The organism is Paenibacillus pinihumi DSM 23905 = JCM 16419 (assembly GCF_000422505.1).
Classification (GTDB): Bacteria; Bacillota; Bacilli; order Paenibacillales; family Paenibacillaceae; genus Paenibacillus_D; species Paenibacillus_D pinihumi.
The window spans coordinates 126,443-141,893 of the sequence record NZ_AULX01000019.1 but is presented as its reverse complement, the minus strand read 5'-3'; the positions used below and the strand labels follow the sequence as shown (position 1 = coordinate 141,893).

Sequence of the window (15,451 nt, the reverse complement as noted above, 5' to 3'; positions counted from 1 at the left end):
ATGATTATCCCTTAATCAAAGTTACGACGTTCTTGCTTGTCGGTAATTTGCGGACGATCTTCATCTGTTCATCCGATGACAATTGTTTGGCGGTCAGCACGATCTGCAGCAGATCCCTTATCCGATACAGCGTTGAAGTCATATCCAAATTTCGATCTTGGCGAATTTGTTCTATTAGCTCTCTGATTTGTTGAATTGGCAGGATGACGCCATTGTTATACTCCGTCATGTCCTCATTTCGGTTCCGGGCAATGGCGGCTGCCATTAGAGCCTCATGAATGCTGACGGCAATGGTTTCACGGCTATAATGTCCTGAAGCAAAGATGGAGTGTAAATGCTCTAGTTCTTGAGGATTATCAAAGTGGTAGGTTTGTATAGAAGAATAAGTATCGTTCATTAGTTGAGTCAGCACCTGACGAGGCCCAACTTCCACGGTCCTGCTGACTCCTTGACGGAACAGGAATTCCATTGTGTCCAGCCAGCGAACCGGATGAGTCATCTGACGGTAAAGAAGAGAAGCCAGTTCTTGCAACCCATACGGCCGGGCAGTTACGTTGGATATGACCAGGCAATGGCCCTCTCGAATTTCATGCTCCCCCAAATCAGCTGCAAGCTTGTCTGCTGCTGCTTGCATCAGAGGGCTGTGGAAAGGAGCGCTGACGTTTAAATATTTCACACCGGCTTGTGGAATTTTTCTCTGGATGAGCTCCGCTACAACACCGACTGCCTCTTGATGACCCGCAATGACGTGCTGATTCAGCGAATTATAACAGGCGATAACAACCTGTGCAGTTTCTGTTGCGGACAAGCGGCACCATTGCTCCAGCTGATCTCTTGGGACATGAGTCACAGCTGCCATAGCCCCAAGACCCGCGGAAACCGCGTCTTGCATCAACATTCCACGTTTTCTGACAATACGGAGCCCGTCACGAAAAGAAAACACTCCGCTACACACAAGCGCCGAATACTCGCCAAGACTGTGTCCAGCCATCAAACAGGGCTCCCACCCCAGTTCTTGCCTCCCCATTTCAAAGGCAATGACACTTACAGCCAATATCGCAGGTTGTGTATTCATTGTTTGCATAAGCTCCAAGTGGCTTCCCTCAAAGCAAAGTGTGGCAAGATCGAATCCTAAGGTATCATTTGCTTCTTCGAACATATGCCTCGCTGCAGCGAATTGGTCATACAGTTTTCTTCCCATACCAACATATTGTGAACCCTGCCCCGGAAACAAAAAAGCCGTATTCATCATGCGCAAACCTCGCTTCTGTTTTATTTTGTAGAAGAGTCTGCGTTGCAAGATTCGACATAAAATTACCTTTTTTTATCATTTGATTATAAAAATACAAAAATTAGATATTTTAGTATTAATACATAATAAAAGTATACTATAAATTCTGTCTTGTCAATCCATTTGTTATATTAATTTGTATTATTTAGTTGAATTTTCACATCCAGGAAAGTGAGAAAAGGCTCCGAAACTAAACGGGTCCCCATAGACTGGACACTTAAAAAAGTGTTTAGACTGTGGGTATCAATGGGGACTAAAAAAAAGATGACTCCTGTTCAGTACTCAGTACAGGAATCATCTTTTATTGACAGCCTAATTCTTTTTAAAAAGTGTCCTTGACTAGAGGACCAGTTTAAACAGAGCGGAAGCCACGCAGTTATTCAATTGTCAGAAGTCGCGGTGATGTGGTTTGAACAGACTTGGATGCGAACCATGAACCCAGGCATGCGGCTGCAATACTTAATGGTATCATTATCGCTATGCCTCCTCCATTCATAACCAACGGAACTTGGACAATCCCGTAATCGGCCAAAATGAAATTCAGTAAAGGAGGAAGGCCCGACAATCCGAAAGGAACTCCGACTAAAGCACCGATCGCCGATAAGACCAAAATTCCTGTAGTTTCCGATAAGCGAATCTGTCTGGAGGTCATGCCTACCGATTTATAAATGCCGTAAGTTCGACTCTCTTTCTTCATGTTTATACGGCAAATGCTGTAGATAATAATAAACGTAATCAAGATAAACGACAAAGCCATGACGGACATCGGCAGTACGATGATGGTAAAAGCTTGTGAAAATACCTCGTCAACCAAAGTGGCCTGACTTGCTGCCCAGATTGCACTGCCGTACTTTTGGTGCAGTTCGTTCACAAATTGGTCGACCGATGTACCATCTTGAAGATTAATAAACATCGTATTCATTGCGGCCCCATAGTCGGGATTGACTGTTCTGACTGCTTCAGCAGTAATTCGCCCGGTGTAGGCCATATTCGCAATGGCCTGATAAATCCCGGTAACAGTAAACGTACGCTTTTCCCCGTTAATATAAATATCCAGCGGTTCACCTACGTCCACACCAAGGCTCCTGGCAATATTTACTCCGATCGAGATTTCACTGTCAGAAGCAGGGTTTCGGCCCTTCACATTTTCATAGCCGATTTCATCAAAATCCCCATCAGCCACTGTCAGCAAAACACCAATTGTGTCCTGTTTCATTTCGGCCGAAAGTTCACCATTGATCGGCAATACAGCATTGGCATCCCCATAACGGGAATAATTCTTCACCCTTGGATCCAATAGAACTTCCTCATGAAGCTGTTCATAGGTCAATTTATCCGGGTTATCGATTCTTACCGATAAATCAGCTGAATCATATCCCCACTTCGCAATCGTCTCATGGATCGAAGATACACTATACACGAACAAGAAACCAAATACGAGCACAGAAGTGGACAAAGCTGAAATCATTACAATCAGCATGGAGCCTCGGATATTTTTGGTAACCCCTATTAGCCCGATAACCAGTAATGTTGGAAGGGTGCCGAGTTGAAACAGCTTTCTTTTGCGTCCCGACTTTTGTGAATACTCCTTCTCCGACATACCGTAACGAACGGCTTGTGCCGGCTCAACACTGCGCGCTTTATAGGAGAAGAGCAGCGCTGAGAGGAATATAACAGCGATTACCAGAGCTCCCAGCCCAATCCCTACAGTCGAATAAGAGGAATTCATTTGGGATGCTCCTGTACTGAGATAGGCCATAGAACTGTCGACAATCTTGCCCGCAAAAATATGGCTGGCCCAAACCCCCGGGATGACCGAGACAACTGCCAAGAGCGTATATTGCGTTACATATGCCATAATCACATTACGCGAAGATAAACCAACGGACTTGATGATGCCTATCGTTCTGTAGCTTGAGAGAATCGCATCGGAGATCGTAAAACCCAGTGTGTAGAGAGCGACAGCAATCATGACCACAGCAAGAAAAATCATGACAAAACCAATGAGTTGATTCGCGATCATATAATAAGAAGACAAGCTCTCAAAATCTTTTACCGATTCCAGGTAAGGAGTTCCTAAGAACTGCTCGAATCTTTCCCAGTAGTCCCTGTTATGACTGAAATCATCAAATCTCAGACCCACCATATAATGATCATTGCCCTGCAAAGCAGACAGCTTGGCGTCATAATCCTGATGGCTTAGCCATATTCTCCCGCTGGTCGCAAACGGTGAACAATAAGAGATGTCCACGACGACTGCAGCAACGTCCAATTGAAAGACTCCCTGATCGGTTTTAAATTCAACCCGATCCCCGATTTGAATATCATTGGAATATGCAATCGACGTAGGAATCCAGACCGTACCCGGCTCCGGTGTTTGTCTCTCTTCCCCCTGTACAAACAGCAGCTTATCGACAGGAAAAGGAGCGTTCGGTGTATCCATCATAAACAAGTCGACATTCGGTATTTCCTCTCCGCCATGAGACATACTTGACAGATATCGATACCGCATCAGTTCTGAAGCGGAAACCCCATCCTGTTTTGCCCACCACTGCTGGATCCTTACCGGGTTTTGAATACCGTTTTCCATTTGTAAAATTTGGTGGGCTCCATCGACCTTGCTGTGCATATTCTCATATGCGCGGTTCGTATTGGTAATGACTAATACAGCTGTTGAAAGGAGCAGGGCAGCGAGCATGATAATGATTGCAATAAAGCTGTTTTGAACTTTTTTGTTTTTCAGGTTTTTCCAGCACAGCTTCCATACAGCATACATTCATTATTTCCCCTTCCCTGACATGAACATGAATATTTGGTTTTCTCTTGCTTTCATATCTCCTTGTGAATATTTTCCAAGCTCCAAAATCCCATCGATGGCTCCATCTTTAACGAGGATGAGACGATCAGCCCTGCAGGCTGCCTTAATATCATGTGTTACCATTACGATGGATTGAGAGTCCCGGTTCATCTCGGTCAATATGTCTAGAATGATCGCACCTTGTTCCTGACTTAGCGCCCCCGTTGGTTCATCGGCAAAAATGACTTCAGGTGAGTTGATTAATGCCCTGGCAATGGCGGCTCTTTGCTGTTGGCCTCCGGACACCTGAGAAGGCAGACGATTCGCTTGATCCCCGATTCCCATCCTTTCCATCAGCTTCAGTGCCTGATTGTTAACATCGCTTTTGCCGCGGCCGGCCACATATCCAGGAAAGGCTATATTTTCAAGCAGAGTAAAATCCGGAATTAAGTTTATGGATTGATAAACATAGCCGATTTTGTTGGACCGAAAATCCGAGATCCCCTTCTCTGAGTATTCGTCAATCCGCTGGCCCTTAAAATAAATCTCTCCGGAAGTGACCGTATCCAAGCCGCTGAGGAGATATAACAATGTTGACTTTCCAGAGCCTGAACTGCCCATAATGACCGTAAAATCCCCTTTATAGAGCTCCAGATTAACACTCTTTGCCGCTTGGAACTGTTCTGTTCCCGTTGAGTAAGTTTTGCATAAATCGACCGTTTTGATCAAAATGACTTTACTGGCATTTGCTGTTATCATAAAGAAACCTCCCATACAAAATTAGATTTCAATATTCACTTTTGCTTAATTGTCAAATTGCCGGTGTCGGAAAAAAGATCTACCAACGGCCCGCCTTCTCCAATCTTTCCATCGTGGTAATCGGGCAAGGACACATTGACTTTTCCGGAGTCCGTTGTGAGTTTGGTGTGAAGCGATTTAGGTACTTGGGCAGTTTGCACAGTGATGTCTCCGGTATCGGTTGCAACAATGATGTCATGATCGATGTGGTCAAGTGCAGCAACGATTTCTCCTGTGTCCGTTTTCGCATGGATGTGTCCTTTTTTGATGTCCAGTTTAATAGAACCGGTATCGCTCGTCACTAAATACTCACTGGCATCAACTGAACCTATGTGAATATTTCCCGAGTCGGTTTCTACCTGCAGTTGATTCAATTTTGCAGCAGGAATTCCTACAGTCAACTTGAAGTCCGTATAGATATCAATAAAGCGGAATCTGCTTTCTTGTACAACTTCAATTTGGGCAAGGCCTTGATCCTCGTCCACAACTAATTGGTAATCCTTCATCCATTTCTTCGTCGTCTTCCCCTCCAGCGTTGCCCGGATTTCATTCCCCTCAATCGGGACCACGTCTACCCTGCCTATTTTTGTACGGATTAAGACCCCATTCACCTGATTAGACCGAATCGTTTGTTCGATGGACAACTCATGCACGTTAAAAGGCGAGTTTCCCAGAACGTACATCAATGCGTTTCCAATAATTGCGACTGCAATCAGCATAACGGCCAGTCTTGTTAAATTACGCAGTCTATTGCTCAACTTGAATCACTTCCTTTTAATTACTTTCAGGCAATACCTTAAATACCGAAGCACAAGATCGTAGTATAAACGGGTAAATTTGACGGCTCCGATGAAAAGCAGCAGCCCTGCACCGACTAAACCTGCCATAAGAAAAAACTCATTTGTGAGGATCATGATGGATTGGTGTTGGATACTTAAGAGGATAGGTGACACGATTAAAAAGAGGGCAAAGCCGAATACTCCGGCAAGTAAAGCTAAAGAGGCCGCGAACGGCAGCAGGACAATAATTAGGTTGAACAATCCTAAACTCATTGTCGCAATCACCGCTTTAATTACACCGGAAAGCGAGAGGGATTTCCCCGCCTTCCGAATCTGGTACTGGGCAAGCGCTTCACGTGCGACAAGCCTTGGATTGCCTAACTTTGCGATCACTTCTTCCTTGGACCGTCCGTTGAACTCCGCGAGTTCAAAGTGCTCTCTGAACTCGGCAATGATATCCGCTTGTTCAGCAGGAGGAAGCGGCTTTAAATATTGAATAAGCTCATTCAAATAAACCTCTTTACTCATCTGATCCCTCCTCGATCATCTCCTGAACTCCTTTAGCAAATTTGCTCCATTCGCTTACCAGTTCATTCTTGACTTTCTTTCCTTCATCCGTAATCTTATAATACTTCCGGGGAGGCCCCTCATCAGACTCGAATAAATAGGTTGAAAACAATCCTTCCGCTGCCAGCCTTCTTAATAACGGGTAGATCGTGCCTTCTGCAATTTCAAACTTCTGCGATATCTGTTCGACCAGCTCATATCCATAGCGATCTTTCTTTGCCGTCAAGACAAGAACGCAAAGCTCTAACACACCCTTCTTGAACTGAATATTCATTATCTCCACCACACTTTATTTAGTACTGTGCAATATGCAGTAGCTGGATATACATAATATACCATCAACTACTGTTCATTGCAAGGTACCTGTTATAATTTTTCAAAAATGCTCCAAAAGCGTATAACGATGGAAGTATGCCGAAATGTTGTCGTTGGAATGCACTAAATAAGCTCGATTGGGTAATTTGCGGCGAATCCCGAAATAGTTCCAATTTTTATCAAAATTTCATACATTAGGAATCTATATTTGAACGGTTCCATTTACGTTTAGCCAAGTATTAAACTGGCATTTAACTTTTTTTCAAAATTTTTAAGCTATGCGTTGTAAAAAGACGGTTGGTTTTACCCTCTATTGTGAGAGCGAATTAAAATGGCAATGCCAATGTGGGATCGTTGGTCATGGTCATCATCCCTTTAATTTCTCTTAAATAAATTTTCATAAAAGAAAAGAGGAATTCATTATGGCTTGTAATCAAAGTACAAAAAGCATTGTAAATATCCCAAGAATTTCCGCCGGGACTTTTCCCATCCGATGTTGGGGGAGCCAAGCGAATCAAGGTACTCGTTTTTTTCTTTCGGATAACCCTGAATCCATTTTTCTTAGTCCTCACACGCATGCCACCCCTTTTACAAATGGATTTGCTACGTTATGGAGTGATACGGTTAATGGCAGAAGCAGTGTTCGATATCGTATGTTTGTTTGGCACCTCAACCGAACAGGACAAAACTTGAAATTTGGAATTACCGTTGGCAACGCTGGCACCACCTCTTACTCCATTCATAACATCCGAAGCTCCGTCCAAGTCGTTACAAACTTTATTAATCACGGGATTTGCGCAGCTTCAGCGTTGGTAGGAGATTCGCTTGATGCGCTATCTCCTGTAGATTCCTCCATACCCGCCGGCGGGGTTGGGGTAGTAAGAGAATGGAGTGTCCCTGCCCCTGTTCCCCCTAGTACGGCAGAGTCATTGGTAGGAGGAATTATTGAGTTTACCGTTTCAAACACCGCTCCGGGAGTTAGTCTTAATTACAGAGTTCGTACTTCACTCGCACTAGGAACAACCGCAAACCTTCGCTTAAATCAAACGCCTGTTGTACCTTATATTAGCTCCAGTGATGGAACTCATCCACGTGGCTCTTGGGATTTCACAGACATCACGACAAGTTCCGATTACGCTGCCGGTTCAGGATGGCGACATTTTAGTATTTCGAACGGTAACCCTACGCCTAGCAATCCCGCAACGGACGATATCATGAAAGATACTAATTCGTATCGAATTATTGGCGCTCCTGATAATCAAGGCCCCGCAGCAAGTAATAAGGGGCATTTTGGAACCCGACATATTCACACGGTTAGACTCACCAACACAAGCAACGCTGATCGGCAAGTGAAAATTTACATCGCCCCACAAGTGTATACGTATGCCGGGGCGGTGCTATGGAGCGGAGACGGAATTACGTACAAAGTCCCGAGACTTACTGGCCCCCAAAGTACTGGTGCTTCACCTACAATGCAACAGGCCGTTGAAGTTGCAACGGTGACTGTACCACGAAATACCGTTTCTCCGATGACGCGAACGATTACGCATTCCACGGGTGGTTCTTCTTCAACACCACTGATGGTGATTTATCAGACTCTCTAATAAACAAAAGAAGCTCCTTAACTGGCCTTCCCAGATCAAGGACACTAAAAAAAATTAGGATGTCAATAAAAGATGATTCCTGTTCTGAACACTGAACAGGAATCATCTTTTTTAGCCTCCATTGCTGCCTGTGATGGTTGTAGTAGTGGATGTTGCGATCGTCGGGCTTTCCCCATGATGACCGCCAATGGGCTGGCAAATAATCGTATTTACGAAACTGAACGAACCCTCATTCTGATAGTGTAATCACCAAGTGAGTTACCACTCTACCTGATCAAAGCGCATGTTTTTGTAATAATACACCCTGTCGTTTTCCGTAATCTCACGGAGAACCTTGCATGGATTACCGACAGCTATTACATTGGCTGGAACATCCTTGGTTACCACACTCCCTGCTCCGATCACACTTCCCTTTCCGATTGTGACTCCAGGAAGAATAATAGCTCCACTGCCAATCCAAGCCCCATCCCCGATGACTACAGGCAGAGCAAACATTCCACCTTCTTTGCGCTTTTCCGGGTGTACGGGATGACCAGTCACAGCGATCGTTACGTTTGGGCCAAACATCACATCGTTGCCAATGGCAACTTTATAATCGTCTACAACAGTTAAATTAAAGTTGATATACACATTGTTGCCTATAGTTGTATTCGAACCATAAGCCATACGAATTGGAGGCTCCATCCATACATTATCGCCCATACCCCCAAAGAGCTGACTCATTAAAGTCTTGCGTCCTTCCAGATCATTTGGATGCAAGCGATTGATCTCATAACAAAGCGCCTTGCCACGTTGACGTGCACGTGCTAAAGCTGCGGCTTCCTCAGGATAATTAGCATCATGGTCCGTAAATAGTTGACAGCTTGCCATTCGTTCTTGAATATTCATAGATCATTCTCCCTTTCAAAATTGGAATCTCCCCCAGCGTTCCACCCCAAACAATATATAGAGATGCTCATTGCAAAAGAGAACGCATACAATTGCAAAAACCTTGCACCGTACAATAATCTCATCTAACAAAAGGTCATTACAAAAGTGATCTGCCGCCAAACTCATCCGCTCGCTATAGAAGTACGATTCACAGTTGATACTATCAGGATAGAATAAATGATTGCCCTTTTCCACCAATATCGAATATAATCCTATAAAAATCGTATATAATTTAAAGGGGTGCTCCCTTTTCGAAGAGAACTCTTTCTCTAGGCATACAGCCAGCCTCGTCATATAAACGGGATTCATCTTATACGCGCCCGGTTTGCTATCACCACTGCGAATCATGTCTCCATCACGATGAACTTCATACGACAGGAAGCCGCTTCATACATAGAATGAATACTCGGCCTCACAACAGCAAGAGCCTCCTTTTCCCTATTATTTGGGATAGGAGGCTCTTGCTGTTCGATTACAAAATAAATCGATAAATCTGTTTCAGAAAAAATAACATCCCGTCTTACTAAGGTGTGAACTTGTACAAAACCGACTGTCTAGCGGTAAGCGACAGCTTAAGTTTGCCTTCCTGCGACTCAATAGGCTTATTCGTCCACAGATCGATGATGCTTGCATTGGCTGGAATACCAGCACGGGCGAGATCAACCGTCTTTTCGGCCGAATCCTTGCTGAAGTTGAACACTGCCAGGTAATAGCTTCCTTTATCCTCCATCACGAATATATCCGATGATGCCGTATCCGTGTTGCCCTCAACGGAGCGGAATGCTTTTCCTTTCATCGCCAACTCATTAATACGCGGGTTGGTCATGAGCTCCTGCATGAGCTTTTGCGCTTTCTTATCATTCACATCATCTGATCCCAAGTAGAGGGTACCAGAGATAACAAGAGAATTAACGCGTGTCTGTGATCCTTCGAAGGTTTCACCATTAATCAGCGTCATATAGTCCGGATCGGTATAATGATAGATCGTTCCGTTCTGCCACCAGCCATAAGTTAAGCTGTTAAGCTGGTATTCTGTATTGCCAATCGAACTGTCAATGTCACAGGAAATTCTGCGGCTGTGCGCATATTGACTCGGGAAAATCGGTGCAATAGAGGAGCTTACAAACATGGTGTCACCAATTTGCTCCAGCAGGTACGACATCCCGTGATTGTATGCCTGAATTCCTGTTGTAATGCTCTTATCATAGTAGTCTCCTTCCATCGACGCATGTGTGACGAAGTCGAACTTGAGAAATTCATAGCCTCTCTGTTTGAAACGATCCATATTATATGCGATCTTCATTTTTGTACCCGGATGGGTTGGATCAAGTGGTGTGCCCATCGTATGGGGCACAATTTTACCTTCTTTGTCTTTGAGGACAATATCTCCGTACGTATACTTCCCGTCCGTTCCCTCAACCTTCTGCAGCATATTTTTACCCCAATAGGCGAATGGTGTATAATATGACCCCGCCTTCTGTCCGTTCCTATGAATGGTCTCCGTCACGTCAGCAAGCTGTTCATCCGTCAAGTTATCCCAGAAGGAATCCATGTTGATATATAGCACACCATCATTATTAAACGAAGTGTGCTGCAAATGATCGTGGAAGTAATTGGATACATCTATCATATTCTTATAGGTCAGATGCTCGGCATATGCCCCCCAGCTGTTCCAGCCGACTGGAACACCTTGTGGAATAGTCGGTCCGAAGGCAAGTGGTGGAGCGACAACGGCATTGGCACGGCCATACGCCTCCAATCCATCGCGGTAACCACTGTATTGTCCGACGAAGATTTGCGGCGATTTGAGCGTCGTTCCCGAGATGGCACCATGCTCCATACGATCATAGGTAACGGTAGGCGAAGTAAAGCCTCCATATACCTTCAACTCATTGAGGCGATTGTCCGAACCACCCCAATGAATTCCCGTTTTCCAAGTGTCATGTGTAATCGATCCAATAATTAATCCGTTCCGGCTGTCATTGTCAAAGATAGCGGTTACTTCAGAGCTGATATAATTTTTCGTGTTCAAGTGCGTATTCATCGTTTTGGACAAATAACGCGTGAAAGCGTCATTATCAAACGGTACAACTAGAACCCTATTATCCGTGTATTGGCCGAGATCGACCCCTCCTGCTGTCTTCAGCACAATCGGCGCCATATAGTTCGTGCTGAGTTCGCTGCTGCCGCTCACTTCCTCGGACTTAAGGAAGTAGAGGCTGTTCTCATAGACATGATAGATTTGGTCCAGCACCGGCAGCCCCTGCTTCTCACTTCGAATAACCAGCTTGATGCCCTTGCCATGACCATCCTCAATTGCTTGGATCTGCTCGTCTAAAAGCTGATGGGTATCATATTTGTTGCTGTTGAGAATCTCGTCATTCAGTTTAAAGCTACTATAGACGCCCTTGGCAATCATTTTGCCACCCCAAGAATAGGCGGATAGTCCGTTCTTCGTATTATAGATAATCTGGTAAACCCCACTCTCAATTGTAATGCCCTCATGATGCTGCGTAACGCGAATCGCTCCATAGTGCGACGTCGAGGTTACCTCACCGATATTGCCTGAGTCTCCCCAAGCAAAATCCGGGTCCTGCTCTTCATTGGAGTTTGCAGGTGCTTTTTTAATGATGATTTTATCTAGGTTCGGTGCATACCCATCTCCATCAGAGAATATAAGAACATTATTGCCACTATTTAATTCAACCTCAAGTTCATACGCTCCCACACTATCCCAATCATTCTTCCCGACCTCGGGAAAATCGTACTTCTCCGGTTGAGCGCTTCCATTGACTTCTAAGAAAATAGAACGGGAATCACCAGATGTATAATAGACCGTCATTATATATTTACCCGCTTCAGGAACCTCAACATGATTGAACTGGACAGATCCCCCTTCAAAAAGGCCAACTACCTGTTTCCCGTTGGTACATTGATGGCAATCAGCAACTTCGGTATGAGGACCTTTTAGTGTATTGCGCAGATCATCACCTTCAAAGGAATATTCCACTACAGTTTTATTCAACAAAATATTTTCCTCCAATTCTGCATTGTTAATAATTAACCCCGGTTGAAGCAGTTGCTCGGCCTGCGGAGACGAAATGCGGTATATCAACATAGATATTCCGATAATAAAGGCAAGAGCAATAGTAATCGTAATAACAGCCGACCTTCCTGATTTCAACCGCATCACCTTTCCTCTAATAAAATTTTATTTCAATCGTTATGCAGTTCCCCTTGTTGCTGTCAACCTTATGCCTGACTGCAATTGGTGGCATGCGGTCATTGGAGAAAATAAGCTATAAGTCTCAAGCTGTGGTGATTTAGACAATATCAAGGCTAACAATTATAACTATTGCGTTAACTACAAGTCTAATGCCCCTCCGGAAGCGCTCTCAGACAAAGCTCATAGTAGAGAGGATGCAATGTGCCGTTCTCACGAATGGATAGGCCATACAACAAGTTTTTTGCCTATAGCAAGCCAATGTGAGGTTTCTTTATCATATAGTATTGTCAACCTAATTCACCCCTTTCTTTTTCAGTGAATAATTACCATTCAATCGTACACTATTTCATCCTAAAAATAAATAATATATTTAAAAAATACCTTTTTTTATAGTATTATAGAGATAAAATTAGATTTACCCAAAATTTTTCCGTGAAAAAAAACATGTATATAGAAAATTTAAGTGAATATTTACTTAAATTTTACTGATCAAAATATAAAGGTATCTAAAACAGCTAAAATTATTGTGGCCGAAGGAGGGGAAGCAGTGTATTTGCCTCCAGATCCCACCTCACGATGGACACCATTGTACTTGGCTAGCGGCAGGCGTTCGCCAGCCCTCGTTCGGGGCTTTCACCCTTGAGATGACACCCCTGCTGGACGTAAAACAGAATTTAGCGTTTTTGCTTCGCCATACTTCATCAAATGGAAACTAAAAATTTAAAACCCGCAAAAGGCCTTATAAAATTAAGGTTTTTGCGGGTTTTTATATCCATTAGGATTACAGAAATATTTCATTAACAAAAGAACGGAGCGAAAGATATCGAGCCTTGATAAGGAAGCAACTGAAGTCCTAATTCCCCAAACCTCAACCAGCAAAACTTCCTGTAAGAGCTATTTTTAAAGTATCGCTAATTACTCGAAGTTCTTTTTCCGAGGAGTCAGCTCTGGTCCGGTTCGGCGAGTGGTGAACCATACAATTGCAGTGATGAGGATAACCGCGGCACATTGCAGAAGATATAGCGGCGTTCCCGCTCCAACCGATCGGTCGGCGGCACCCAACAAATCGACGTTTAGCAACAACACGATAACGAAGTAAAGCGTGTTATTAACGGCATGTAAAACAATTGAGTACTCTAGGCCACCCGTACGCCAGGTTATCAACGTAAAGGTAATGCCGAGAACCATGTAATACAGGTTGAACCACGGGTCGGTCGATAAGTGAATAATGGCGCACACCACACTCGAGACAGCGATTCCGACGATAAGCGACGCCCTTGGACTTCGGACCCAACTGGAGGCAACCTGGAATATAAATCCCCGAAAGGCATATTCCTCCCCTGCGCTTTGAAGCGGCGCCAGCAACACAGAAATTGCGAAGACAGCAAGCAGATCATTGACATGCCATTCCGTAGTGGTGTATGGCTCGAGCATGTGGAAGATGACCATGCAGACCGTCCAGATCGGAACAATAAGCAACACCGCACGGCCGAAAACGGCTGGACGGAAGGATGAGCGCACCGAGTGCAGTATAGATCCTTTCACGCCATAGAGCCAGCGCAGTAACAACATGCTCCACGGGATGAGCATAGCAGCCGAAAGAAAGATCCCAGCCGCGAAAACCGGTGTGTATTCCGTACCCCCAGCTAACGGACTAACCCGCCCAAAGACTTGGGCGTCAATTATGCTTGAAATAAAAGTGATCGTATAGATAAAAAAGAACATCCCGCCGATGAGGAGCAAAATAGCGAAAATACCACGTGCTATGCGACGTTTGTCGCTTATGAGTACGCGATGGTAGGGTACCTCTTCCGGCACAGCCACCGTCCCTCGCCCAGTTTGATTTGCCATTAAAAATCACCTCTATTTTCTTTTAAAGCATTTTAGTATCAAGTCAAGTTTCTCATTGACCTCTGAGAAGGCTTGTACAGCGTGAATTGGCTGATTGCTGTTGTTGTCAAAACCCAGTGTGCTCCTCCTAAATATTTTTTCACTTCTCTTTCTCAGCCCCTTTCTAACATCAGTATAGTGCATGACGTTGCGTCAGGCACAAGCATTGCTTTGAATAAAGAGTCATAGCCAAAATGCCCAGGTATGATTGGATTTGCCTGGACAACTATGAATTAGATTCATTGTTGACATAAAAACCCGTAAGATGGACACTTTGAAAAGATGTCCATCTTACGGGTCACAGCTCATGCGCGGTGTTCAGAACTTTCGTTTTCACAACGATCGTGCATCCTATTTTAAAAACAGCTTTGCCAGACTTACATAAATCGGGTTGACCTGGATTCCTTTTGGGTCTACAGAATATCTTTTTCCTGTATCTAATTTAGCAATTTGCTGCATTTCCTCATTACTCAAATTGAAATCAAACACATCCATATTTCCCCTTATACGTTGAGGATTCGAAGACTTCGGAATGATGATTGTATGACGATTTAAATGCCACCGTAACACAACTTGTCCAACCGTCTTTTGATGATATATAATTTCTCTAAAGCCTTCCAAGACTCAACAAAATGGGGGCCGGCGAAATGAATGAGAAACATATCAAGATATGTCGTATTCAGCTTTTTACAACTCTTTTCAAAAGCCCGCAGAGTTTGTTCATACCCCAAATCCGTTGTCCACACTTTGGAGGTTAGAAAAAACTCTTTTCTGGCTATACCGCTATTACTGATAACCTGGCCCAATGCTTCTTCACTGCCGTAAATGCGAGCTGTATCAAAATGGCGATATCCTGCATAAATCGCCTCGTTAATGGTTTTTTCAAAACTGCTATCTCGCTTGATTTTGTAGACTCCAAATCCCAATTGAGGAATTTCAACCCATTGACAGCTTCAATGAAATGACTCATGTTTATGCTCCTTTACATGATGAATCGTTTATTCACATAGCAGCAAGACCTGGTCAATCAAACTGCGTAAATTCAGCATTGCGTGTTTAGCATTTAGTCGATAATAGTTTTTAGTTCCCTCCTTATGTACGCTTACGATGCCAGCATTCTTTAGTACCCGAAGATGATGTCAAACCAAACCGTTAATGCCCTGAATGTAAATAGCTTATCATAAGGTACAGATGGATAATACATCGGGAAAGAAAATCAAGACCATTAAATGGAGTCGCACCTAAAACCCGCGA

At 44.0% G+C, this 15,451-nt stretch carries 12 protein-coding genes and 1 pseudogene; 1 reads left to right on the top strand and 12 read right to left on the bottom strand.

Features of this window, described 5'->3' with window-relative positions; genetic code table 11:
* Positions 1-4: 4 nt before the first annotated feature.
* The 6 genes from fabD to H583_RS0105585 form a co-directional block, all read right to left on the bottom strand.
* A complete protein-coding gene (gene fabD, locus H583_RS31985; RefSeq protein WP_281170098.1) occupies positions 5-1,249 on the bottom strand; it encodes an ACP S-malonyltransferase in 1,245 nt (414 codons plus the stop codon).
* Between the two features lie 418 nt (positions 1,250-1,667).
* On the bottom strand, positions 1,668-4,067 hold the full coding sequence (locus tag H583_RS0105605) for an ABC transporter permease (protein ID WP_028559619.1): 2,400 nt from the start codon (positions 4,065-4,067) through the stop codon (positions 1,668-1,670).
* A gap of 3 nt (positions 4,068-4,070) precedes the next feature.
* Positions 4,071-4,847: an ABC transporter ATP-binding protein gene (locus H583_RS0105600; protein WP_028559618.1), complete on the bottom strand. Its 777-nt coding sequence runs from the start codon at positions 4,845-4,847 to the stop codon at positions 4,071-4,073.
* A 35-nt stretch (positions 4,848-4,882) separates the two neighbouring features.
* Entirely contained in the window at positions 4,883-5,644 is a 762-nt protein-coding gene (locus H583_RS0105595) for a DUF4097 family beta strand repeat-containing protein (protein ID WP_028559617.1), read from the bottom strand.
* Positions 5,645-5,650: 6 nt separating this feature from the next.
* Complete coding sequence (locus tag H583_RS0105590; protein ID WP_028559616.1) at positions 5,651-6,193, bottom strand: HAAS signaling domain-containing protein; 543 nt, start codon at positions 6,191-6,193, stop codon at positions 5,651-5,653.
* Positions 6,186-6,506: a PadR family transcriptional regulator gene (locus H583_RS0105585; protein ID WP_028559615.1), complete on the bottom strand. Its 321-nt coding sequence runs from the start codon at positions 6,504-6,506 to the stop codon at positions 6,186-6,188. The genes H583_RS0105590 and H583_RS0105585 overlap by 8 nt, the downstream gene beginning before the upstream one ends.
* Positions 6,507-6,969: 463 nt before the next feature.
* On the opposite strand from H583_RS0105585, the gene H583_RS36480 reads away from it, so the two are divergent.
* Entirely contained in the window at positions 6,970-8,151 is a 1,182-nt protein-coding gene (locus H583_RS36480) for a hypothetical protein (RefSeq protein ID WP_154665805.1), read from the top strand.
* A gap of 258 nt (positions 8,152-8,409) precedes the next feature.
* Here the strand turns inward: H583_RS36480 and H583_RS0105575 are convergent, their stop codons facing one another.
* The 6 genes and pseudogenes from H583_RS0105575 to H583_RS37945 all read right to left on the bottom strand — a co-directional run bounded on the left by H583_RS0105575 (position 8,410) and on the right by H583_RS37945 (position 15,123).
* Positions 8,410-9,039 carry a DapH/DapD/GlmU-related protein gene (locus H583_RS0105575; RefSeq protein WP_028559614.1) on the bottom strand — a complete coding sequence of 210 codons (630 nt, stop codon included), beginning with the start codon at positions 9,037-9,039 and terminating at the stop codon, positions 8,410-8,412.
* Positions 9,040-9,604: 565 nt separating this feature from the next.
* Entirely contained in the window at positions 9,605-12,271 is a 2,667-nt protein-coding gene (locus tag H583_RS31980) for a carbohydrate-binding protein (RefSeq protein ID WP_051236027.1), read from the bottom strand.
* A gap of 951 nt (positions 12,272-13,222) precedes the next feature.
* Positions 13,223-14,158, bottom strand: coding sequence for a CPBP family intramembrane glutamic endopeptidase (locus H583_RS31975; RefSeq protein WP_051236025.1), 936 nt, complete (start codon positions 14,156-14,158; stop codon positions 13,223-13,225).
* 390 nt (positions 14,159-14,548) lie between these two features.
* On the bottom strand, positions 14,549-14,686 hold the full coding sequence (locus H583_RS37955; RefSeq protein WP_342663514.1) for a hypothetical protein: 138 nt from the start codon (positions 14,684-14,686) through the stop codon (positions 14,549-14,551).
* Positions 14,687-14,692: 6 nt separating this feature from the next.
* Positions 14,693-14,767 (bottom strand): annotated as a pseudogene (locus H583_RS37950) (hypothetical protein); the annotation flags it as partial.
* Entirely contained in the window at positions 14,749-15,123 is a 375-nt protein-coding gene (locus H583_RS37945; RefSeq protein ID WP_051236023.1) for an aldo/keto reductase, read from the bottom strand. The gene H583_RS37945 and the pseudogene H583_RS37950, both read right to left, overlap by 19 nt.
* Between the last annotated feature and the right edge of the window lie 328 nt (positions 15,124-15,451).

Excerpts from the sequence above, each read along its gene's own strand:
- H583_RS0105575 (WP_028559614.1), bottom strand. The coding sequence starts at position 9,039 with ATGAATATTCAAGAACGAATGGCAAGCTGTCAACTATTTACGGACCAT.
- H583_RS0105585 (WP_028559615.1), bottom strand. The coding sequence starts at position 6,506 with ATGAATATTCAGTTCAAGAAGGGTGTGTTAGAGCTTTGCGTTCTTGTC.
- H583_RS0105590 (WP_028559616.1), bottom strand. The coding sequence starts at position 6,193 with ATGAGTAAAGAGGTTTATTTGAATGAGCTTATTCAATATTTAAAGCCG.
- H583_RS31980 (WP_051236027.1), bottom strand. The coding sequence starts at position 12,271 with ATGCGGTTGAAATCAGGAAGGTCGGCTGTTATTACGATTACTATTGCT.
- fabD (WP_281170098.1), bottom strand. The coding sequence starts at position 1,249 with ATGAATACGGCTTTTTTGTTTCCGGGGCAGGGTTCACAATATGTTGGT.
- H583_RS0105600 (WP_028559618.1), bottom strand. The coding sequence starts at position 4,847 with ATGATAACAGCAAATGCCAGTAAAGTCATTTTGATCAAAACGGTCGAT.
- H583_RS36480 (WP_154665805.1), top strand. The coding sequence starts at position 6,970 with ATGGCTTGTAATCAAAGTACAAAAAGCATTGTAAATATCCCAAGAATT.
- H583_RS0105605 (WP_028559619.1), bottom strand. The coding sequence starts at position 4,067 with ATGTATGCTGTATGGAAGCTGTGCTGGAAAAACCTGAAAAACAAAAAA.
- H583_RS31975 (WP_051236025.1), bottom strand. The coding sequence starts at position 14,158 with ATGGCAAATCAAACTGGGCGAGGGACGGTGGCTGTGCCGGAAGAGGTA.